Genomic DNA, 21798 nt, shown 5'->3' with positions numbered 1-21798 from the left:
GCGGCCTCTCCGTGCGCCGCCGTGGGACCGGCGGCGTGCCGCCAAGAGAGTCACCGCCGCTCACCGAAAGAGGGAGAGGCGTCGTGACCGCGGAAACCTCCCAGACTCTCGACAGAGGGCTCAGAGTCCTCAAACTGCTCGCCGACACCGACCACGGTCTGACCGTCACCGAGCTCTCCAACCGCCTCGGTGTCAACCGCACCGTGGTCTACCGGCTTCTCGCCACCCTGGAGCAGCACGCCTTGGTCCGCCGTGACCTCGGCGGCCGGGCCCGGGTCGGGCTCGGAGTGCTGAGGCTGGGCCGGCAGGTGCACCCGCTCGTACGCGAGGCCGCCCTGCCCGCGCTGCGGTCCCTCGCCGAGGACATAGGCGCCACCGCGCACCTGACCCTCGTCGACGGCACCGAGGCGCTCGCCGTCGCCGTCGTCGAGCCGACCTGGACGGACTACCACGTGGCCTACCGGGCCGGCTTCCGCCACCCGCTGGACCGCGGGGCCGCCGGGCGGGCCATCCTGGCCGCCCGTCAGGGCGCGCTGATCGAGCCGGGGTACACGCTGACCCACGGGGAGCTGGAGGCGGGAGCCAGTGGCGCCGCCGCGCCGCTCGTGGGGATCACCGGGCTGGAGGGCAGCGTCGGGGTCGTGATGCTGGCCGACGCCGTGCCCGAGCGGGTCGGTCCGCGGGTGGTCGACGCGGCGCGCGAGGTCGCGGACGCCCTTCGCTGAGCCGCGGGCCCGGCCGGGTCACCCGATGCCGGCGCGGCGTCGGGTGCGTCGCCGTTGCGGGAGCCGTCGCAGGGAGCCGCTGCCGGGAGCCGTTGCCCCGGGCCGGCCGGGCCGCACTGCCCGGCGGGGCTGAGTGGCGCCGCGGGGCGGCCAGCTAGATTGGGCGGGTGCTCTCTCGTCTCACACGTCTGCCGCGTCCCGCCGCCCTGGCCGTCTGCGCCGCGCCCGTGGTCGCGCTGTTCGCCGTCGCGGTCTTCGCGCCTCTGCCCTTCGTGATCGCCCAGCCCGGGCTCACGGCCGACGTGCTGGGCGAGCGGGACGGCAAGGCCGTCATCGAGGTCACCGGCGCCCCGGCCCGGCAGACCACGGGCCAGCTCCGCATGACCACGATCCAGGCCACCGGCCCCTCCGCGACGGTGAACCTCCCCGAACTCCTCGACAACTGGTTCGACACCTCCCGGGCCGTCCTGCCCAAGGAGGCCGTCTACTCCTCGGGCGGAACCGACAAGGAGATCGAGGAGCACAACCTGGAGGAGATGGCCAAATCCCAGTCGGCGGCCGCGCAGGCCGCGCTCGGCTACCTCCACAAGGACCCCAAGGACGTGAAGGTCGACCTGAACCTCGCCGACGTCGGCGGTCCCAGCGCCGGGCTCCTCTTCTCCCTCGGCATCGTCGACAAGCTCGACGGCGACGGCAGCGGCGGCGACCTCACCGGCGGACGCACCATCGCCGGTACGGGCACCATCGACGCGGACGGCAAGGTCGGCGCGGTCGGCGGGGTGGCCCTGAAGACCCAGGCCGCGCGGCGCGACGGGGCGAGCGTGTTCCTCGTACCGAAGGCCGAGTGCTCGGACGCGCGGTCGGAACTCCCCGAGGGGCTCCGGCTGGTCCCCGTCACCTCGCTGACGGATGCGGTGAACGCCCTTCGTGCGCTGAACCGGGGAGAGCCCGCTCCGTCGTGCTGACGGACGGAGCGCGGTCCATGCCGCGCCATGCCGGGAACACCAGCGGCGACAGAGTGGTCAGCAGGTACGTGCCGCCGAACAGCAGCAGCGCCTTCGACACGCCGAACCCGTCGACGAGCAGGCCCGCCGCGAGCCCGCCCAGCGGCATGGTCAGCTCACAGCCCGCCGTGGTCACGCCCGAGACGCGGGTGCGCAGCTCCTCCGGTACGTGCTCGTAGATCACCGTGGTCAGGACCGGGTTGAGCATGCCCGCGCCCAGCCCGGACAGGGCCATCGTCACCGCGAGCGGCAGCGGCGTGTCCGTGACGGCGGCCGTCACGTAGCGGGGCGCCCCGGTGATCAGGAACGCGGCCGCGAAGACCGCCCTGCGCGGGAAGCGCTCGCCCCACGCCCCGTACAGCAGGGCGCCCAGCAGCGCGAAGCCGCCGAAGAGCGAGATCATCAGGCCGAGCGCCGCGGGGCCGCCGAGGGCCTCCCGGCCGTGCACGGGCAGCAGCACCGAGGACCAGCCCTGGTCCAGCCCGTTGGTCATCATCACCATCAGGGTGATGCCCAGCAGCAGCGGCGTGCGCCTCAAGAAGGCCCAGCCCTCGGCCAGTTCGGCCCGGTAGGCCGCGAACGACACCTTCCCCGCCGCGCGTTGCGGCTCGGCGGCCGCGATGCCGCGCAGGAAGGCGGTGACCAGCAGGGCCGACGCCCCGAAGGTCGCCGCGTCCAGCAGCAGTACCGTCTCGGCGCCGAAGGCCGCGATCAGTACGCCGGCCACCGCGGCCCCGAGCATCCGGGCTCCGCGCGAGACCGCGTCGTAGAGGCTGGCGGCCCGCAGCACCGTGGTGCCGGCGTGCTCGGCGAGGTGCGGCAGCAGGACGGCGCGTGCGGTCAGGCCCGGGGTATGGACGAGGCCGCCGACGGCCATCAGCGCGCACAGCATCCAGAACTCCAGCACGCCCGCGTGGTGCAGCAGCGGGATCGCGCCGACGGACAGGGCGCAGATCAGGTCGGAGGCTGCGGAGACCCGGCGGCGGCCGATCCGGTCGATGACGGGCCCGCCGGCGAGGGCCGCCACGATCACGGGCAGGGTGGCGCAGAAGGCGACGACCCCGGCCCGCGCGGCGCTGCCCGTGGTCTGGAGCACGAACCACGGGACGCCGATGAGGGTGAGCGAACTTCCGGCTATGGAGATCGTGTTGGCGGCCAGGACCGCCGTCAGGGGCCGACGGCTCATGCGGTCTCGCCCCCGCGCGGGAGGACGTGGGTGTGGATGCGGACCTGCTCCGTGCCCTCCTCCGTCGGCAGATCGCGGTAGCTGTTGACCAGCTCGTGCATCCTGTGGATCAGTTCGAGGCTCTGCGCGGCCGTCAGGCGCAGGGTGAAGTCGCTCATGTCCGCGCCGCGCCGCCACTCCTGCGACCAGGTGTGGGCGTTGCCGAGCCAGGTGCTCACCTCCTGGGTGTGGATCGTCGCGATCTCGTGCCGGAAGAGGTCGGCCGCGCCCCGCGTGGCCGGGTCCTCGTCGTAGACCAGCTTCTCGTCGAAGACGGTGCCGTCGTGGGTGGCCTTCCACCACCGCTCGCGGCCCTTGCCGTGCTCGGGTGCGTCCTCGACGAACCCGTGCGCGGCGAGCTGGCGCAGGTGGTAGCTGGTGGACCCGCTGGATTCGCCCAGCCGCTGGGCGAGTTGGGAGGCGGTGGCCGGCCCGTCGTGGCGCAGGGTGGCCAGCATGCGGATGCGCAGCGGGTGGGCGAGGCCCCGCAGGGAGCGGGCGTCGAGTACCCGTGCGTTGGGTTCGGAGGGGTCGGGGGACGCTGCGTTCGTCTCGGACATGCCCCGAGCCTAGAGTTGCAAAGAAGTCTCTGCAACGGTTTGTTTGCAACGTCTTCTTTGTAACTCCGGTTCCGGGTCGCCCCGCCCTAGAAGGCTGATGAAGATCTTGTTGTGGGGCTGTCCGGCCGTAGGCCGGGTGGCCCCTGGGTCTATGTGGTGGCGGGGGTGAGGGCCCAGGTGGTGCCGGTGTGGGTGAGTCCGAGGTTGATGAGGCGGCGGAGGTTTAGGGCGGCTGCCCGATTGTGGAGCCAGGTGTTGTTCTTGAGGACGCCGCGGTAGGGGACGCGGCGGTTGCCTCTGGCGACGAGCCAGGCGATGGCGCGTTCGACGGGTGGTCGCCAGCGGCGGTATTCGTCCTGCCATTCCTGGCTGGTGGCGGCCTGGTCCCGGGCGGCTTTGAGGAGGTCGTACTGGGGATGGACACTGAAGACGCGTCCGGTCTTGGACCTGGTGCAGCGGTCGCGCAAAGGGCAATCGAGGCAGAGCTTCTTGAACTGGGCCTGGCGGTTGCCTCCTGCGAGGGGGCGGCCGAGGGGCTTGGTGTGGCCGGCCGGGCAGGTGACGGTCCCGGCCTGGGTATCGGCCTGGAAATCGTCCGTGCTGAATCCGCCGGGGACTGCCTGCCGCAGTGGCGGCGGCTTGATCACCAGGGTGTGGCCGTCGGCTTCGAGGCTCTGGCGGAGGTCGCCGGTGCCGTAGGCCGTGTCGCCGAGGACGGTCAGTTCCTGGTCCTCGTCGGCGAGGAGGTCTGGGGCGACGGCGGCCTCGTGGTTGTCGGCTCCGCTGCCGGCGGTGAGAGCGACCTCGGTGAACAGTCCCGCCTCGGGCTCGAACACGGCATGCGCACGGAAGCCCTCCTGATGGCGGGTTCGGTTCTTGTGGATGTGCCGGGCCTCGGGATCAATCGTGGACACCACGCGGTCGGGTGCGGTCCCCCGGGTGATGCGCCAGCGTCCGTCACGGCCGTCGGACTCCTGGGCCGGTTCGACGTCCTGGCCTGCGACCAGGGCCAGCAGGCCGGCCGCGTTCGCGGCCTTCTCGCCGAGTTCTTGTTCGGGCAGGTGGCCCAGCAGCCGCAGCGCGTCACCAACGAGGGCGTCCACCAGATCCGCCCTGGCCTGCTGGTCGTTCCAGGCGATCCTCGGTTTGCCCGGGTCGCCGTAGTCGTGGGCGGTGCACTGCACGGCCGCGACAGGTCCGGCGCCGGGGACCTCACGGATCACTGCCCGCACGGCGGAAATCAGCTGGGTGACGGTGTCCTGGGTGGCCACCGCATCGTCGAGGACGGTGGAGTCCAGTGCCCGCCGGTGCTTTCCCTTCAGCACGCCGGTGGCCTTCACGACCTCGCGCACCGCCTCGAAGACCCGGTTCGGGCGGGCCGAGCGGGCCAGGCGGCGGCGGAAGTAGGCCAGCAGCGAAGGATCGAACGCCATATCGTGCAAGCCGAGCCCACACGCGGCCTTCCACCGCAGGTCACAGCGTAATTCCTGGACCGTCTCGAAGTCCGACATCCCATGCAGGGCCTGCAAAGTGATCGCCGCGGCCAGAACCTGCGGAGGCATTGACGGACGGCCGTTCGCCGACGGATACATGTCCTCGAACATCACCGCGGGAAATAGCTGCCCACGGTGCTCGGCCAGGAACGCGAACACGCTCCCGACCGGGATTAACTCCCGGCACGTAGCCCACACATCCGGCCCGACCGTCTCCCCGACCCACTCCCCTTGAACCACGAAAACGAGTCTGCCCCGCCGCTCCCGCGGCGGGGCCAGAACCCAACATTTTCATCAGCCTTCTAGCGGTTGTCGTCCTCGGCGGCCTGTTCGACCAGCGGGATGATCCGCAGGGGTACGGGATTTTCCATGACGATCGCCGTCGAGGCTCGCACGATGCCGTCGAAGCCGACGACGAGGTCGATCACCCGCTGGAGATCCGCGTTGGACCGGGCCACGAGCCGGCACAGCATGTCCCCGTGCCCCGTGGTGGTGTGCAGCTCCAGCACCTCCGGCACCCCGTCCAGGTGGGCCCGTACGTCGGCCCCCTGCCCCTGTTTGATCTCCAGCGTGGCAAAGGCGGTCACCGGGTACCCGAGGGCCGTCGGATCGACCTGCGGGCCGAAACCGCGGATGACCCCGTTCGACTGGAGCCGGTCCAGACGGGCCTGCACGGTCCCGCGCGCCACCCCCAGGCGGCGCGAGGCCTCCAGCACCCCGATCCGGGGCTCGCGGGCGAGCAGGACGATCAGCCGGCCGTCGAGGTCGTCGATTCCCATGAGTACGCTCCGGGGTCCTCAGAGGTGGTCATAGTGCACAGATGTTTCAACCATGCTCCGGCGGAGCTGGGCAGTTTGTACAGTCAAATAGGAAACTATTGCGCAGCTTGTGGATCGGCGGGACTCTGCGCTCATGACTGAGACCCTCGACACCACCCCGCACACCGCGCGTGAGGCAGACCCCTTCCCGGTGAAGGGCATGGACGCGGTCGTCTTCGCCGTCGGCAACGCCAAGCAGGCCGCGCACTACTACTCGACCGCCTTCGGCATGAAGCTCGTGGCCTACTCCGGACCGGAGAACGGCACCCGCGAGACCGCCAGCTACGTCCTGACCAACGGCGGCGCGCGCTTCGTGCTGACCTCCGTCATCAAGGCGACGACCGACCACGGCCGCTTCCTCGCCGAGCACGTTGCCGAGCACGGCGACGGCGTGATCGACCTGGCCATCGAGGTCCCCGACGTGCGGGCGGCCTACGCGTACGCCGTGGAGCACGGCGCGCGCGGCCTGGACGAGCCGTACGAGGTCAAGGACGAGCACGGCACGGTCGTGCTGGCCGCGATCGCCACCTACGGCCAGACCCGCCACACGCTGGTCCAGCGCGGGGACTACACCGGCCCGTACCTGCCGGGCTTCGTCGCCGCCGACCCGATCGTCGAGCCGCCGGCCAAGCGCACCTTCCAGGCCATCGACCACTGCGTCGGCAACGTCGAGCTCGGCCGCATGAACGAGTGGGTCGCCTTCTACAACAAGGTCATGGGCTTCACGAACATGAAGGAGTTCGTGGGCGACGACATCGCGACCGAGTACTCGGCGCTGATGTCCAAGGTGGTCGCGGACGGCACCCTCAAGGTCAAGTTCCCGATCAACGAGCCGGCGATCGCGAAGAAGAAGTCGCAGATCGACGAGTACCTGGAGTTCTACGGCGGCGCGGGCGTCCAGCACATCGCGCTGGCCACGAACGACATCGTCGCGACCGTCCGCTCCATGCGCGCGGCGGGCGTGGCCTTCCTGGACACCCCCGACTCGTACTACGACACCCTCGGCGAGTGGGCCGGCGAGACCCGCGTCCCCGTCGAGACCCTGCGCGAGCTGAAGATCCTCGTCGACCGAGACGAGGACGGCTACCTGCTGCAGATCTTCACCAAGCCGGTGCAGGACCGGCCGACGGTCTTCTTCGAGATGATCGAGCGGCACGGCTCCATGGGCTTCGGCAAGGGCAACTTCAAGGCCCTGTTCGAGGCGATCGAGCGCGAGCAGGAGAAGCGCGGCAACCTGTAGGACGCCACGGCCGGCCCCTCGGCTCCCGCCGGGGGCCGGCCCGTCACGCGGCCGACGCGGACGGCTTCGGCTTCGGATCGGCCGGTGGGGCCGCCGGCTTCGGCTTGGCGGCCTTCGGGAGTTCCGGGGCCACCCACGGAGCGGTCGGCTGCAGGTGCTCCGGGCCGCCCGGAGGCGGCTGGCCGATCGCCGCCAGGGCCTCCTTCGCCAGCGGCGCCCGCAGCGGCGAGAAGTACGGGTTCGTGCGCATCGCCTCCTGCAGATGGCGCCGGGTCGCCGCCTCGTCGCCGATGCCGCGCTCGATCATCGCCCGGTGATAGGCGAACTCCCCGCTGCGCAGCCCCGGTTCCGTCGCCTTCTTCGCGTACTCCAGCGCCGCCTCGTCCTCGCCCGCCTTGTGCAGAGCCCAGCCCAGCGCGTCGGCGACCGGCATGCTCTTGTGCCGCGACCACTCCTCCTCCAGCCGCCGCACCGCCGCCGCCGGATTCCCGTGGTCCGCCTCGTACAGGCCGAGGACCACGTCGTCGTCCACGCCGTTGGTGTTGTCCCGCGCCGCCAGCGCGCCCAGCATGTCGTACGGCACGCGCGCTTCCTGATCCCGCCCCAGCGACTCCAGCAGCTCGCCCAGCTCCCTCGCCAGCTGCGGCGCCGGCGTCCGCCCCAGCGCCAGCCGGTAGTCGCGCACCGCCTCCCCGGTCCGCCCCAGCGCCGCCAGCGCCCTGGCCCGGCCGCCCAGCGCCTCCGCCTGCGCCGGATCCGTCCGCAGCGAGCCCTCGTACTGCCCCAGCGCCTCCGCCGGGTCGCCCCGCTCCCAGGACAGCTCCCCGAGCCGGAACAGCGCGTACGCCTTCTCCGCCGGGGCCTTGGCCGCGCCCGCCGCGTGCTCCATCGACATCGCCGCGTCCTCGCGCCAGCCGCGGTCCCGGTAGATCTGCGAGGCCCTGACGTACGCCGCCAGGCCCGGCCGGAGCTCCATCAGCTCCTCCATCGCCTTCTGCGCGGCCTTGTAGTCGCCCAGGCCCGTGTACGCGTCGACGAGCACCGGGTACGCCGCCCACCGCTTCGGCGACTGCGCCCGTACGAGCTCGCCCCACTTCTTCCCGGTCCCGAAGTCCCGCCGGGCGTTGGCCAGCGCGCCCATGCCGGTCATCGCGTCGAGGTTGCCCTTCTCCGCCGGACGGGCCTCCAGCGAACGCTTCAGCGCCTTCTCCGCCTTGGGGAACCAGCCCGAGTCCGCCGAGCGCCGCGCCCGTTCCACGTACGCGGCGCCCAGGACGGCCCACGAGGCCTCGTCGTCCGGGTGCGCGGCGACCCACTTCTCCCGGTCCGCGACCAGCGCCGCCAGGTCCACCGCGGCCGCGGGCGCGCCCATGCCGACCGCCGCCGCGGCCCGCTCGCTCGGTCCCGGCGGGCGGGCGTCGTCACCGCCGCGGGCGGGCCGGATCAGCAGGGCCCCCGCGATCAGGACCACCGCGATCGCGGCCGCCACGAGGGTCTTTCGGCCGGTGAAGGTCACGGGCGGTGCCGGGGTCTGCGATGCCTCGTCGAATCGGTCGATACGGTCCATGGGCTCACTGTGCGTCAATATGAAGAGCTCGCCGAGATGTCCGAAGCCGGTCGCGGCCGTGTTCACACGCATGGCCCCCGCTGTCACGCTGGCTCCATGGATGACGATCTCTTCGCACGTCTGCGCGCACGCCTGCTGCAAGGACTCCCCGCCGAGGCCCTGCTCACCGATCCTCAGGTAACCGCCTCCTACGCCACCGACATGGCCAGCTTCTGCGCCGCCGGCGCCCCGGCCGCCGTCGTCCTGCCCCGGACCGTCGAACAGGTCCAGCACGTGATGCGCACCGCCACCGCCCTACGGGTCCCCGTGGTCCCGCAGGGCGCCCGAACGGGCCTGTCGGGCGCCGCCAACGCCTCCGACGGCTGCATCGTGCTCTCGCTCCTCACGATGGACCGGATCCTGGAGATCTCCGCCGTCGACCGGATAGCCGTCGTCGAACCCGGCGTCGTCAACGCCGTGCTCTCGCGGACCGTCGCCGAACAGGGCCTGTACTACCCGCCCGACCCCTCCAGCTGGGAGCAGTGCACCATCGGCGGGAACATAGGCACCGCCTCCGGCGGGCTGTGCTGCGTCAAGTACGGGGTCACCGCCGAGTACGTCCTCGGCCTCGACGTGGTCCTGGCCGACGGGCGGCTGCTGCGCACGGGCCGGCGTACCGCCAAGGGCGTCGCCGGATACGACCTCACCCGGCTCTTCGTCGGCTCCGAAGGCAGCCTCGGCGTCGTCGTCCAGGCCGTCCTCGCCCTGCGGCCCGCGCCGCCACGCCGGCTCGCGCTGGCCGCCGAGTTCCCCTCCGCCGCGGCCGCCTGCGCGGCCGTCTGCGCCGTCATGGAGGCCGGACTGACGCCCTCCCTGCTGGAACTGATGGACCGTACGACCGTGCGGGCCGTCAACGCGCTCGGCAAGATGGGACTGCCCGAGACCACCGAGGCCCTGCTGCTCGCCGCCTTCGACACCCCGGACGCCCCCGCGGACCTCGCGGCCGTGGGAGAGCTGTGCTCGGCCGCCGGGGCCACCGCCGTGGTGCCCGCCGACGACGAGGCGGAGTCCGAACTGCTGCTCCAGGCCCGCCGGATGTCGCTGACCGCGCTGGAGACGCTCCGGCCCGCCACGATGATCGACGACGTCTGCGTACCGCGCTCCCGGCTCGCCGAGATGCTGGACGGGACGGCCGCCGTCGCCCGCTCGTACGGCCTGCTCATCGGGGTCTGCGCGCACGCCGGCGACGGCAACACCCACCCCGTGGTCTGCTTCGACCCGGCCGACGAGGACGAGACGCGGCGGGCCCGCGAGTCCTTCGACGAGATCATGGCGCTCGGGCTGGAACTGGGCGGCACGATCACCGGCGAACACGGCGTCGGGGTCCTGAAGAAGGAGTGGCTGGCCCGCGAACTCGGGCCGGTGGGCCTGGAGATGCAGCGCGCCGTCAAGCAGGCCTTCGACCCGCTGGGGCTGCTCAATCCCGGCAAGCTCTTCTGACGGCATCACAGCTCCCCGTCCGCCGATTCGTCCGACGGCCAGGGGTCGCGCAGCCACAGGTCGTCCGCCGGGGTCGGGGCGAGCAGCTCGGCCAGGGCCGCGTCCAGGCCGAGCCGCTCGGCCTCGGTGCCGGGCGGGACGATGCGCAGCGTGCGCTCCAGCCAGGCCGACACGGAGGCGGCGGGGAGCTCCAGCAGGGCGTCGCCGTCGGGTGAGCTGAGGGCCATGCAGAGCACGGCCTTGTTGTCGATCTTGGTGGGCCAGATCCGGACGTCGCCGTTGCCGGACGGGCGGAACACGCCCTCGACCAGCAGCTCGCGGGCGAAGGTCCAGTTGACCGGGGCGCTGGAGCCGGTGTGGAAGGTGATGTGGACGGCGTACGGGTCGTCGGTGAGGTAGAGGAGCCGGGCCGGTACGGGGATGCTGCGCTCGGGGGACAGGACCAGCTTCAGTTCCAGCTCACGCTCGATGACGGGGTGGTGCATGACGGCCTCACTTCGGTTCGGTGCGTGGGGCCGATAGCGCCCCACAACCGGAGAGAGCTCCGGTGTACCCGGGTATGACGCGACTTCGGGCGAGGAACCGAAGGTTGGCCGAATTCTGTCGGGTGACCGGAAATAGCCGCATACACCAGTTTCGCTCGAAGGTTGACAATCTCCCGTTACCGGACCTGGCGGGGGGCGGTTCTTGGCTATGGTCCTCCCCTGCACATGCCTCAAGCCACGATCGGAGTTGGGGACATTGACGGCCTCCCCTGGTGACGGCGAGCACGCGGCCCGCGAGGGCTACTACCCGGATCCCTCCATCCCTGGGTACGTCCGGTACTGGAACGGTGCCGCCTGGGTTCCGGGTACGAGCCGCCCTGCCCCCGCCCCTGCCCCCGCCGCGCCGGTCGAGGAGACGGGGCCGGTGTTCCTGGACCGGACCTCGGTGACCGAGGCGCTGGCGGAGCCCGAACCGGAACCGGAACCGGAGGCGGCACGGGAGCCGGAGCCGGTGCTCCGGGCGGTCGTCCCGCTCGCCGAGCGTGGCACCGAGCGGGCGGCCGAGCAGGCGGTGTGGCAGGCCGATCCCCTTCACCAGGCCGGCTTCGGCGGGCCGCGCGACCACCGCGTCTCGTGGGGCAGCCCGGCGGAGCCCCCGGCGGCCACGGGCCCCGGGATCTCCCTGGCCCGTACGCCGTCCGCCGCGGCGGCGGCCGCACCGGCCCCGCGGTTCCCGGCCCAGTCGGCGGCCGGGATCCTGTCGGCGCGCTCCCCGGCGGCGGCCCCGTCTCCGGCTCCGACCCCCGCCTCCGCCCCGGCCCCTGTCCCGGCCCCGGCTCCCGAGCCGGTCCCCGAGCCCGCCCCGGCTCCGGCATGGCCCGACGCCCCCGGCGGCAGCGGCTCCGGCGGCTCCGGCCTGACCTCCTCCTGGCCCGAGGCGGAGGCAGCCCCGGCACGGCCGCGCACGGCGGGCGCCGCGCCCGCCGCCCCGGCCGAGCCATCCCCGCGGCAAGCGCCCGTACGCCGCTCCCCGATCCCGGCCCCTGCCCCTTCCCCGTCCTGGCGGCGCCCCGCCGAGGCCCCGCCCGCCGAGGAGTCCCGCTTCGAACCCTGGCAGCCCCGGACCGGCGGAGCCCGTCCCAAGCTTCCGGCGAGCGGGACGGCGGCCCCGGCCGAACCCCGGCCCGAACCCCAGTCCGAGCCCCGGTCCGAGCCCCGGTCCGAACCGCGGTCCGAGGGGACCCGTACGCCCCGAGCCGTGTTCGAGCGGATGGCCGACCGGGCCGTACGCCCCGCCGGGCTGGTGCGCCGGGCCGTGGCCCGCGCCCTGGACACCCTCGTCCTCGCGGCGGTCGCCGCGGCCGCCGCCTGGCCCCTCCTGCCCGCCGCCACCGCCCACGTCCAGGGCAAGGTGGACGCCGCCCGGACCACCGGCCGCACCACCACCGTCTGGCTGCTGGACGGCACCATCGCCGGCCAGCTCGGCCTGGTCCTCGGCGCGGTCCTGCTGGTCGGCGTCTTCTACGAGGCCCTGCCCACCGCCCGTTGGGGCCGGACCCCGGGCAAGAAGCTGCTCGGCGTCCGGGTGCTGGCGGCCGCCACCCTGCGCCCGCCCACCTTCGGCGCGGCCCTACGCCGCTGGCTGGTGTTCGCCCTTCTCGGCGTCCCCGGCAGCCTCTGGTGCCTCGTGGACCGCCCGCGGCGCCAGGCCTGGCACGACAAGGCGGCCGGGACGTACGTGGCCCGCTGAGCCCGGCTGAGCCCGGCCCGGGCCCCCGATCGGACGCCCTCACGTTGCGGGGTTGACGGAGCCGGGTTCGACTCGGGCCATGAGTACCGATCAGCCGCCGCCCGGCGAGCCGCCCGAGGAAGACCCGTTCCTCAAGAAGCCCCGGGGACCGACGCCTCCGTCGGGCGGTTCGCCGTACGACTCACCGCCACCCGGCAGCGGAGGCGGGGGCGGAGGTGGCGGATATCCGCCACCTCCGCCCCCGTACGACGCGGGCCGCGACCCGTACGGAGGCAGCGGCGGCTACGGCATGCCCGATCCGCTCGCCGGGATGCCCCCGCTCGCCGACTTCGGCAAGCGGCTCGCCGCCCGCATCATCGACGTGGTGATCATCGCCGTGCCGCTGTTCCTCATCCAGCTGGCCTTCGGCCCGAACCGGTACACCGTCGAGACGAGCAAGGGCGAGGACGTCACCGAGGTCATCACCAAGTCCTACAGCGGCAGCGGCCTGGTCATGACGCTGATCTCGATCGTCGCGTACGTCGGCTACGACTGGTGGTTCACCAAGAAGAGCGGGCAGACCGTCGGCAAGAAGGCGCTGGGCCTGCGCGTCGCGATGCTCAACGACGGCAGCGTCCCGCAGTCGAACGCGGCCCTCTCCCGCGCCGCCGTCCTGTGGCTGCCGACGCTGCTCTGCTGCTTCTGCCTCTGGCCGATCGCGCTGATGATCTCCATCCTCGTCGACAAGCCGTACAAGCAGGGCCTGCACGACAAGGTCGCCAGGACCGTGGTCGTCCAGACGGCCTGACGCCCGCAGGGGCTCAGTGGTGAACGGGGTGTTCCGCGGCGGCCGTTCGGGGTTCCGGTACCCGGGCGGCCGTCGGCGCGTCCGCGTCCGCGTACGGGACGTGGGCCGGCGTCGGCGACGGGGCCGGGGCGGAGACCGGGACAGGGGCCGCGGCGGCCGCGGGAGCGCCCGTACGGGCCGCGTGGCGGCCGCGGCGCCTCGGGTGGGGCACGGTGACGGCGACGAGCAGACCGAGCCCGAGGGCGGCCGCGGAGATGACCGCGATCCCGAACCCCGTACTCGTCCGTGAGAGCAGCAGCATGGCGATCGTCGACATGACGACGGTGGCGGACCCGTAGGCGAGCTGTGCGACAGTCGGACGCGGCATGGCGATATCCGTCCTCAGGGAGGGGAGGGGGAGTCGGCTCAACTAGGTCGCGCGTCAAGTGACTCTACGAGGGGGAATGCCCGAGCGGAACCGCCGGTAAGCGTGACCTAACCCACGGTGCCGCAGCACGGGGGGCGCACGGGGGTCACGTCTTGCGCCGCGGCATGCCCGAAATGCCGCCCTGGAAGCACGTGATGGACGGCCGGGAAGCACCCTTCGCCCCGAATGGCAGCCGAACGTCCGAATAGCGGAACTCGCTGACCGCATAGTGCAGTTGTAAGGAACAAGTCAAGGTCTGTCTTTTCTCTCGACTCTCCGGTCAAATGTCGTCACTTGAGACGCGCGCCGCGCGGAACCCCCCGCTCCTATGGAGACGTTCCGACCTACGTTGCGGCCGCGGGAGGGGAACGACATCAAGTGACCAGCAATTCCGCCCGTCGGCGTGCGCTCCGCGCTGCCGCCGTCACCGTGACCATGGCCGCCTGTGCGACCAGCGCCACCTTCTTCACCGTCACCGCGGCCCAGGCCAATCCCGGTGCCGCCGCAGTGCCCGCGGCCGACCGGCAGGACCCGACCGCTCCTGCCAAGGTCGTCGAGCATGACCTGAAGGGCCCGTTCAGCGAGCAGCAGGCGCAGCAGCGCAAGGCCGCCCTGGAACAGGTGCTGAGCGGCAAGAAGGACGTCGAGCAGCGCGGCGCCTCCAAGGTCGTCAAGCTCGACGACAAGAAGTACGTCGAGCTCGGCCGCGAGAAGACCGACAAGATCTTCACGATCCTCGTCGAGTTCGGCGACCAGGTCGACAACACGACCACGTTCGACCCGGACGGCCCCGGCCCGAAGCCGGCGGTCCCGAAGTACGGCGGCACCCCCGGTCCGCTGCACAACACGATCGCGCAGCCCGACCGCGCGAACAACAACAGCACCGCCTGGCGCAAGGACTTCAGCCGCGACTACTTCCAGGACCTGTACTTCGGTACCGGTGAGGGCAAGGACTCGCTGAAGACCTACTACGAGAAGACCTCCTCGGGCCGTTACTCGGTCGAGGGCGAGGTCGCCGACTGGGTCAAGGTCCCGTACAACGAGGGCCGTTACGGCTCGAACTACTGCGGCCAGACCAACTGCTCCAACGTGTGGGACACCGTCAAGGACGGCGTCACCGCGTGGACCGCGGCCCAGAAGAAGGCCGGCAAGACCGACGCCGAGATCAAGGCCACGCTGGCCCAGTACGACCAGTGGGACCGCAACGACTTCGACGGCGACGGCAACTTCAACGAGCCCGACGGCTACATCGACCACTTCCAGATCGTCCACGCGGGCGAGGACGAGTCGGCCGGCGGCGGCGTGCAGGGCACGACCGCGCTGTGGGCGCACCGCTGGTACGCCTACGGCACCGACGTGGGCAAGACCGGCCCGGCGAACAACAAGGCCGGCGGCACCCAGATCGGCGACACCGGCATCTGGGTCGGCGACTACACGATGCAGCCGGAGAACGGCGGCCTCGGCGTCTTCGCGCACGAGTACGGCCACGACCTCGGTCTGCCGGACCTCTACGACACCTCCGGTGGCGGCGAGAACTCGGTCGGCTTCTGGTCCCTGATGTCGGCCGGCTCCTGGCTCGGCTCCGGCAAGGACTCCATAGGCGACCTCCCGGGCGACATGACCGCCTGGGACAAGCTCCAGCTGGGCTGGCTGAACTACGACAAGGCCAAGGCCGCGACGAAGTCCACCCACAAGCTGGGCGTTTCGGAGTACAACACCAAGGACAAGCAGGCGCTGGTCGTCGAGCTGCCGAAGAAGCAGGTCAAGACCGACGTCGTCGCTCCCGCCGAGGGCTCCTCGCAGTGGTGGAGCAACATGGGTGACGACCTCAAGAACACCCTCACCCGGTCGGTCGACCTGACGGGCAAGACGTCCGCCGCGCTGTCCCTCAAGGGCTGGTGGGACATCGAGGCCGACTACGACTTCCTCTACACCGAGGTGTCCACGGACGGCGGCGCCACCTGGACCGCCCTCGCCGGCACCGCCGACGGCACGGCCATCCCGGCCGACGCCTCCGGCAGCCCGTCGCTCACCGGTGTCTCCGGCGCCTGGAAGTCGCTGAACTTCCCGCTCGACGCCTACGCGGGCAAGAAGGTCGACCTCCGCTTCCGCTACCAGACGGACGGCGGCGCGGGCGGCAAGGGCTTCACGGCCGACGCCGTCACCCTGACCGCGGACGGCTCCGCGCTGTTCACCGACGGCGCCGAGAACGGCGACAACGGCTGGACCGGCAAGGGCTTCTCGCGCATCGGCGCCGGCTTCACCAAGGAGTACGCGCAGTACTACCTGGCCGAGAACCGTCGCTACGTCTCGTACGACAAGACCCTCCAGGTCGGCCCGTACAACTTCGGCTTCGGCAACACCAAGCCGGGCTGGGTCGAGCACTACCCGTACCAGGACGGCCTGCTCATCTGGCAGTGGGACACCTCCCAGAAGGACAACAACACCAGCCAGCACCCGGGCCAGGGTCTGATCCTTCCGATCGACGCCAACGCCAAGCCCATGAAGTGGGCGGACGGCACCCTGCTGCGGAACAAGATCCAGCCGTACGACGCCGCGTTCAGCGCGTACTCGACGGACGCGTTCACCCTGCACAAGAACGGTGAGGCGCTGTTCCTGAAGCCGAAGCCCGCCCAGCTGGTCTTCGACGACCACAAGGGCAAGTACTACTACGACGAGAACCCGACCGGATCGGTGAAGGTCACTGACACCAACACCAAGATCAAGATCCTGAAGGAGACCTACGACGGTGAGGTCATGACCGTCGAGGTTGGCTCCTCCTCGAAGTAATTCGGTAAAACCGCAGGTCAAAGCATGATCGGCCGTCGCCCCCTAGCGGGCGGCGGCCGATCGCGTTTAGATGCGCGGTACGAGTTTCTTATTGACGGGGGAGATGACATCCATGCCAGGTGGAGGTTTCGTCAGATTGCCGGGCGGCAGTGTGGTGGTCGCGCTCACACTGCCGAGGCCGTCACCCGGTGACGGCGACGACAGCGGAAACGTCCGCGTCCTCGTGCACGCCGCGAACCGGGCCCGCGCCCTGACCAGGCTGCGGAACCTCGGCATGCGTGCGGTGTACCTGCGCGGCAACGCGCAGCCGCCGACCCCCGACGAGGTCACCGCCGTCCTGCACCACCCGGACGGCCTCCTGTGGCGCGGCGCACCCGACCGCGCGCAGGAGCTGTGGCACCCCATCCGGGCCCTGCTGGGTACCTAGGAGGCCGTGCCGCCGATCAGGGTCACTCCGGCCGCCCGGAGCTCCTCCAGCGCCCTCTCGGTGGTGTGCGGGGCCACGGCGGCCGTCAAGTCGAGCAGTACGCGGGTGGCGAAGCCGGCGCGGGCGGCGTCCAGGGCGGTGGCCCGCACGCAGTGGTCCGTGGCGATCCCGACCACGTCCACCTCGGTGACGTGCCGGTCCCGCAGCCACTGGGCGAGGTCCGCCCCGTTCTCGTCGGCCCCCTCGAACCCGCTGTACGCGGCCTCGTAGGCGCCCTTGTCGAATACGGCCGCGACCGAGCCCGAGGCCACGGCGGGGGCGAAGTTCGGGTGGAACCCGACGCCCTCGGTCCCGGCGACGCAGTGCACGGGCCAGGAGGTCTCGTAGTCCGGCTCGGCCGGCGGGTGCGCGAAGTGGCTGCCCGGGTCGACGTGGTGGTCACGGGTGGCGACGACGTGCCGGTAACCGGGGGTGGCCTGCCCGATGAGCTCGGTGATGGCGGCGGCGACGTCGGCCCCGCCGGCGACCGCGAGGCTGCCGCCTTCGCAGAAGTCGTTCTGTACGTCGACGACGATCAGTGCGCGGTGCATGACGTGTCCTTCGGCTCAGTGTCCATTGTGCGGCGGCGGGCGGCCCCCCGGGCCCTGCGGGGGCTCTTCCCCCACCCCGCCCCTACCCGAAACCGGGGGCTACGCGTACTCCGTCGGGATGACGGCCTCGCCGCGGGAGAGCTGGGTCGCCGAGAGCGGCAGGGCCGCGCGGGCGGTGCGATGGCGGTCGCGCGCGGCCTCCAGCGGTTCGCGGGCGACGACCTCGCCGGCCTTGACCAGCTGGGTCAGGAGCTGGTGGTCGGCCAGGGCCGACGGAACCGGCCCGGTCCCGACGACCTCGGCCTCCGCGACGCCCTCCGCGTCCACGCGCCGCGCCGCCCACTTGCGTCCGCCGATCGAGGTCTTCCCGCCGGTGGACCTCTTCGCCACCGGCAGCAGCGGAGCCTTCGGGTCCGCCGACGTCGCCCGCGCCACCAGCTTGTAGACCATCGAGCACGTCGGGTGCCCGCTGCCCGTCACCAGCTGCGTGCCCACCCCGTACGCGTCCACCGGCGCCGCCGCCAGCGAGGCGATGGCGTACTCGTCCAGGTCCGAGGTGACCACGATCTTCGTCGAGGTCGCGCCCAGCTCGTCCAGCTGCTGCCGTACCCGGTGGGCCACCAGCAGCAGGTCGCCCGAGTCGATGCGCACCGCGCCGAGGTCGGTGCCCGCGATCTCCACGGCCGTCCGTACGGCCTCGGCCACGTCGTAGGTGTCCACCAGCAGCGTGGTTCCGCCGCCGAGCGAGGCCACCTGCGCGGTGAACGCGTCGCGCTCGCTGTCGTGCACCAGCGTGAAGGCGTGGGCGCTCGTGCCGACCGTGGGGATGCCGTACCGGAATCCGGCCGCCAGGTCCGAGGTGGAGGTGAAGCCGCCCACGTACGCGGCCCGCGACGCGGCCACCGCGGCCAGCTCGTGCGTGCGGCGCGCGCCCATCTCGATCAGCGGGCGGTCGCCCGCCGCCGAGGACATCCGGGAGGCGGCCGCCGCGATCGCCGAGTCGTGGTTCAGGATCGACAGGATCACGGTCTCCAGCAGCACGCACTCGGCGAAGCTGCCCTCCACCCGCAGGATCGGCGAGCCGGGGAAGTAGACCTCCCCCTCCGGGTAGCCCCAGATGTCGCCCGAAAAGCGGTACGAGGACAGCCAGTCCAGGGTCCGCATGTCGACGACGGCCCGCTCGCGCAGGAACTCCAGCACCGCGCTGTCGAAGCGGAAGTTCTCCACCGCGTCGAGCACCCGGCCGGTGCCGCCCACCACGCCGTACCGGCGCCCCTCGGGCAGCCTCCGGGTGAACGCCTCGAAGACCGAGCGGCGGTCGGCGGTGCCGTTGGCCAGGGCGGCCTGCAGCATCGTGAGCTCGTAATGGTCCGTGAAGAGCGCTGTCGACGGCACGTCCACCGGCAGGCCCAGGTCCGCAGGGTTCATGTCACGGATGCTAGCGCACATCTCGTCAAAGTGACGAGATGTAGGGCCCGTTTGTGCGACGGACCCGTCACTCCCTCCGGAGCGAAGCCGATGTTCACTCGAACAGCACCGCGTGTGGAGTCGTCTCTCCACGGGACAAGAACTCCGCGCGTGTGATGTCCCCCAGCTACCGCTGGGAGGTGCCCCCACGTCCGGGCTGGTCTGAACCCGGCTGGTGCTGATCGCGGAAGACCTGCCGGACCGCAGGTCCCGCAGGCAGCGTGAGCCAGGCAGCCCCCCCTTTGGGCAGGGGCGCAGTCAAAGTGGCAGCATGGGACGAGTGAGTGTTGCTCCTGTAGAGATCGAACGCACCGAATCGGCCGAAGAGACCTTCGCGGTCCCCGAACCCGACGTCCCCTGGGTGACCCTGGTGCACAACGACCCGGTCAACCTCATGAGCTATGTGGCGTACGTGTTCCAGGCGTACTTCGGCTATTCCAAGGACAAGGCGCACAAACTGATGCTCGACGTCCACCACAAGGGGCGGGCGGTCGTGTCCAGCGGCAGCCGCGAGGAAATGGAGCGCGACGTGCAGGCGATGCACGGCTACGGCCTGTGGGCGACCCTCTCCCAGGACCGCAACTGATGGGCGGCACGTTCCAGCCCCTCAAGGGCGGTGGCGCCGCCGTGGCGCTGGAGGAGATCGAGATCTCCATCCTGCGGTCCCTGGCGGTCCAGCTGCTCGAGCTGATCGGACCGGGCGAGCCGGAGCCCGCCGCGGACGCCGACCCGCTGGCCGCGCTGTTCGCCGCCGACGGCCCGACCGAGCCCCCGTCCGACCCGGCGCTGGCCCGGCTCTTCCCCGACGCGTACGGGGGGCCGGGCGCGGAGCCCGCGCAGGACCCCGATGAGCTGCGCGCCCGGTCGGCGGAGTTCCGCCGGTTCACCGAGAACGACCTGCGCACCCGCAAGCGGGAGGACGCGCTGGCGGTCGTGCGCAGCCTGGACGCGCTCACCCCGGCCGGTGACGGGGTGGCGGTCCTGGAGCTGACCGGGGAGCTGCCGCTGCGCTGGCTCGGCGCCCTCAACGACCTGCGGCTGACCCTCGCGGCCCGCCTCGACATCACCGAGGACGACGAGAGCGAGTCGCTCTTCCGGCTTCCGGACGACGATCCGCGCAAGCCGATGGTGATGGCGTACCTCTGGCTCGGCGGTCTCCAGGAGACCCTCGTCGAGACGCTCGCCGAGAGCCTCTGATCTTCCTCAAGGGCGTGCGCCGTTCGCTCAGCGGACGCTCAAATCCGGATAACGATCAGATCACCGTCATACGGTGATCTGATTCGTTTCTAGACCTTTGTCCTGGAATCGCCGTGGCCTGTGCCACTTTCCCCGCCCTCGTTCACCCGTGAGCACGTGATAGATCTTCACGACCGTCGACGGGACGCCACCCATGTCCCGCGGCGTGCTTGAACCGGCTGACCGCCGGGTGCAACTCCATCCGTATCCGGGGGGATCGAGGACCCGATCCGCGGCCTGCAGAAGGCGCGGGTCGGCGTGGAGAAAGGCGCACCAAGACATGACCTCTGTGCAGGTCGAGCAGCACGGCAGGACGCCCGGCGAGGGCACTTCGGACGACGGCGACGGCGAGGGTTACCACCGTGCGCTCGGCGCCCGCCAGATCCAGATGATCGCGATCGGCGGAGCCATCGGCACCGGCCTCTTCCTGGGCGCGGGCAAGGCCATCTCCAAGGCCGGACCGAGCCTGATCCTGGCCTACGCCATCGCGGGCCTGGTCATCTTCTTCATCATGCGGGCGCTGGGCGAGCTGCTCATGTACCGCCCCGTCTCCGGTTCCTTCTCGGACTACGCCCGCGAGTTCCTGGGCCCGTTCTGGGGTTACGCGACCGGCTGGACGTACTGGCTGTTCTGGGTGGTCACCGGCATCACCGAGGTCACCGCGGCCGCCAAGTACATGTCGTACTGGACCCACGACAGCTTCCCGCAGTGGGCGTACGCGCTGATCTTCACCGTCATCCTCTACGCCGCCAACCTGATCTCCGTGAAGCTCTTCGGCGAGCTGGAGTTCTGGTTCTCGATGGTCAAGGTCACGGCCATCGTCGGCATGATCCTGATCTGCGCCGGCATCCTCACGATCGGCTTCTCCGACGCCGCCGCCACCGCCTCCGTCTCCAACCTGTGGAGCGACCGCGGCTTCTTCCCCAACGGCATCGGCGAGACGCTGATGACGCTGCAGATCGTGATGTTCGCCTTCCTCGCGGTCGAGCTGGTCGGCGTCACCGCCGGCGAGTCCAAGGACCCCGAGAAGACCCTGCCCAAGGCCATCAACACCGTGCCGTGGCGCATCGCCGTCTTCTACGTCGGCGCGCTCATCATGATCATGTCGGTCATCCCGTGGTCGAACTTCAAGGCGGGCGAGAGCCCCTTCGTGCTGGCCTTCGAGAAGATGGGCCTCGGCGTCGGCGCCGCGATCGTCAACTTCGTCGTCCTGACCGCCGCCCTGTCCTCCTGCAACTCCGGCATGTACTCCACCGGCCGCATGCTGCGCGACCTCGCGCTCAACGGCCAGGGCCCGAAGGTCTTCACCAAGCTCACCAAGAGCGGCACCCCGCTGGTCGGCACCACCTTCTCCGCCGCGCTGATGCTGGTGGGCGTCTGGATCAACTACGTCGCCCCGGGCAAGGCCTTCGACTACGTCGTCTCCTTCGCCACGATCTCCGGCATGTGGGCCTGGATCATGATCCTGGTCTGCCAGATCCGCTACCGCGCCAAGGCCGACCGCGGCGAGCTCCCGCAGTCCGCCTTCCGCGCCCCCGGCGCCCCGTGGACCAGCTGGTTCGCACTGCTCTTCATCGGCATGGTCATCGTGATGATGGGCATCGACAAGGACTCCCGCGTCTCGCTGTACTGCGCCCCGCTGTGGGGTCTGATCCTCGGCGTGTCCTACCTGGTCCTCAAGGCCCGCAACCCGGCCGGAGCGGCCTTCACCAAGGCCTCCTGAACCACTCCTGTCCAGCATTCGGGCCC

General features: G+C 71.2%; 20 protein-coding genes and 1 pseudogene. 12 read left to right on the top strand and 9 right to left on the bottom strand.

Translation table 11 applies throughout. The annotated features are described in order from the left end of the window. Positions 1 to 83: 83 nt before the first annotated feature. Together OG737_RS10525 and OG737_RS10520 are read left to right on the top strand one after the other, a co-directional pair. A complete protein-coding gene (locus OG737_RS10525) occupies positions 84 to 725 on the top strand; it encodes an IclR family transcriptional regulator (RefSeq protein ID WP_069920456.1) in 642 nt (213 codons plus the stop codon). Between the two features lie 167 nt (positions 726 to 892). Then, positions 893 to 1690: a S16 family serine protease gene (locus OG737_RS10520; RefSeq protein WP_328925941.1), complete on the top strand. Its 798-nt coding sequence runs from the start codon at positions 893 to 895 to the stop codon at positions 1688 to 1690. Here OG737_RS10520 and OG737_RS10515 read toward each other — a convergent pair. From OG737_RS10515 to OG737_RS10500, 4 genes are all read right to left on the bottom strand, one after another. Next, positions 1620 to 2915 carry an MFS transporter gene (locus OG737_RS10515; protein WP_405921454.1) on the bottom strand — a complete coding sequence of 432 codons (1296 nt, stop codon included), beginning with the start codon at positions 2913 to 2915 and terminating at the stop codon, positions 1620 to 1622. The genes OG737_RS10520 and OG737_RS10515 overlap by 71 nt on opposite strands. Next, positions 2912 to 3514, bottom strand: a complete 603-nt coding sequence (locus tag OG737_RS10510; RefSeq protein WP_328925939.1) for a winged helix-turn-helix domain-containing protein — start codon at positions 3512 to 3514, stop codon at positions 2912 to 2914. Before OG737_RS10510 ends, OG737_RS10515 begins: the two co-directional genes overlap by 4 nt. 149 nt (positions 3515 to 3663) lie before the next feature. Next, positions 3664 to 5205, bottom strand: coding sequence for an IS1182 family transposase (locus OG737_RS10505; protein WP_405681290.1), 1542 nt, complete (start codon positions 5203 to 5205; stop codon positions 3664 to 3666). Positions 5206 to 5309: 104 nt separating this feature from the next. Beyond that, positions 5310 to 5786 carry an Lrp/AsnC family transcriptional regulator gene (locus tag OG737_RS10500; protein WP_328925938.1) on the bottom strand — a complete coding sequence of 159 codons (477 nt, stop codon included), beginning with the start codon at positions 5784 to 5786 and terminating at the stop codon, positions 5310 to 5312. 133 nt (positions 5787 to 5919) lie between these two features. Between OG737_RS10500 and hppD the strand changes: the two genes are divergently transcribed. Continuing rightward, positions 5920 to 7065 carry a 4-hydroxyphenylpyruvate dioxygenase gene (hppD, locus tag OG737_RS10495; protein WP_328925937.1) on the top strand — a complete coding sequence of 382 codons (1146 nt, stop codon included), beginning with the start codon at positions 5920 to 5922 and terminating at the stop codon, positions 7063 to 7065. Between the two features lie 43 nt (positions 7066 to 7108). On the opposite strand, the gene OG737_RS10490 is transcribed toward hppD, so the two are convergent. Further along, on the bottom strand, positions 7109 to 8632 hold the full coding sequence (locus OG737_RS10490; RefSeq protein ID WP_405679886.1) for a tetratricopeptide repeat protein: 1524 nt from the start codon (positions 8630 to 8632) through the stop codon (positions 7109 to 7111). 96 nt (positions 8633 to 8728) lie between these two features. On the opposite strand from OG737_RS10490, the gene OG737_RS10485 reads away from it, so the two are divergent. Next, positions 8729 to 10111, top strand: a complete 1383-nt coding sequence (locus OG737_RS10485) for an FAD-linked oxidase C-terminal domain-containing protein (protein WP_328925935.1) — start codon at positions 8729 to 8731, stop codon at positions 10109 to 10111. Positions 10112 to 10116: 5 nt separating this feature from the next. Here the strand turns inward: OG737_RS10485 and OG737_RS10480 are convergent, their stop codons facing one another. After that, entirely contained in the window at positions 10117 to 10596 is a 480-nt protein-coding gene (locus OG737_RS10480; RefSeq protein WP_328925934.1) for an SsgA family sporulation/cell division regulator, read from the bottom strand. Between the two features lie 256 nt (positions 10597 to 10852). Between OG737_RS10480 and OG737_RS10475 the strand changes: the two genes are divergently transcribed. Continuing rightward, the gene (locus OG737_RS10475) at positions 10853 to 12346 is read left to right on the top strand and encodes an RDD family protein (protein WP_405679887.1); all 1494 of its coding nucleotides are present in this window, start codon (positions 10853 to 10855) and stop codon (positions 12344 to 12346) included. 79 nt (positions 12347 to 12425) lie between these two features. Continuing rightward, a complete protein-coding gene (locus OG737_RS10470; RefSeq protein ID WP_405921453.1) occupies positions 12426 to 13133 on the top strand; it encodes an RDD family protein in 708 nt (235 codons plus the stop codon). A 13-nt stretch (positions 13134 to 13146) separates the two neighbouring features. Here the strand turns inward: OG737_RS10470 and OG737_RS10465 are convergent, their stop codons facing one another. Beyond that, positions 13147 to 13500, bottom strand: coding sequence for a hypothetical protein (locus OG737_RS10465; RefSeq protein ID WP_405921452.1), 354 nt, complete (start codon positions 13498 to 13500; stop codon positions 13147 to 13149). Positions 13501 to 13974: 474 nt separating this feature from the next. On the opposite strand from OG737_RS10465, the gene OG737_RS10460 reads away from it, so the two are divergent. Together OG737_RS10460 and OG737_RS10455 are read left to right on the top strand one after the other, a co-directional pair. Continuing rightward, positions 13975 to 16329, top strand: coding sequence for an immune inhibitor A domain-containing protein (locus OG737_RS10460; RefSeq protein ID WP_328930280.1), 2355 nt, complete (start codon positions 13975 to 13977; stop codon positions 16327 to 16329). Between the two features lie 112 nt (positions 16330 to 16441). Continuing rightward, the gene (locus OG737_RS10455) at positions 16442 to 16756 is read left to right on the top strand and encodes a hypothetical protein (protein ID WP_328925930.1); all 315 of its coding nucleotides are present in this window, start codon (positions 16442 to 16444) and stop codon (positions 16754 to 16756) included. On the opposite strand, the gene OG737_RS10450 is transcribed toward OG737_RS10455, so the two are convergent. Then, a complete protein-coding gene (locus tag OG737_RS10450) occupies positions 16753 to 17346 on the bottom strand; it encodes an isochorismatase family protein (protein ID WP_328925929.1) in 594 nt (197 codons plus the stop codon). The genes OG737_RS10455 and OG737_RS10450 overlap by 4 nt on opposite strands. Positions 17347 to 17445: 99 nt before the next feature. Further along, positions 17446 to 18774 carry a nicotinate phosphoribosyltransferase gene (locus OG737_RS10445; RefSeq protein WP_405679888.1) on the bottom strand — a complete coding sequence of 443 codons (1329 nt, stop codon included), beginning with the start codon at positions 18772 to 18774 and terminating at the stop codon, positions 17446 to 17448. Positions 18775 to 18833: 59 nt separating this feature from the next. Between OG737_RS10445 and OG737_RS10440 the strand changes: the two are divergent. The 4 genes and pseudogenes from OG737_RS10440 to OG737_RS10425 form a co-directional block, all read left to right on the top strand. Then, positions 18834 to 19038, top strand: a pseudogene (locus tag OG737_RS10440) (hypothetical protein); the annotation flags it as partial. Between the two features lie 46 nt (positions 19039 to 19084). Further along, complete coding sequence (gene clpS / locus OG737_RS10435) at positions 19085 to 19399, top strand: ATP-dependent Clp protease adapter ClpS (protein WP_328925927.1); 315 nt, start codon at positions 19085 to 19087, stop codon at positions 19397 to 19399. Then, positions 19399 to 20010 carry a DUF2017 domain-containing protein gene (locus tag OG737_RS10430; protein ID WP_405679889.1) on the top strand — a complete coding sequence of 204 codons (612 nt, stop codon included), beginning with the start codon at positions 19399 to 19401 and terminating at the stop codon, positions 20008 to 20010. The genes clpS and OG737_RS10430 overlap by 1 nt, the downstream gene beginning before the upstream one ends. 319 nt (positions 20011 to 20329) lie before the next feature. Further along, positions 20330 to 21772 (top strand): amino acid permease, encoded by a 1443-nt coding sequence (locus tag OG737_RS10425; RefSeq protein ID WP_328925925.1) that lies wholly within the window; start codon positions 20330 to 20332, stop codon positions 21770 to 21772. Positions 21773 to 21798: the final 26 nt, after the last annotated feature.

This window comes from Streptomyces sp. NBC_00122, assembly GCF_045160845.1.
Classification (GTDB): domain Bacteria; phylum Actinomycetota; class Actinomycetes; order Streptomycetales; family Streptomycetaceae; genus Streptomyces.
The sequence above is the reverse complement of the archived record's forward strand: the minus strand, read 5'-3'. Positions and strand labels throughout refer to the sequence as shown.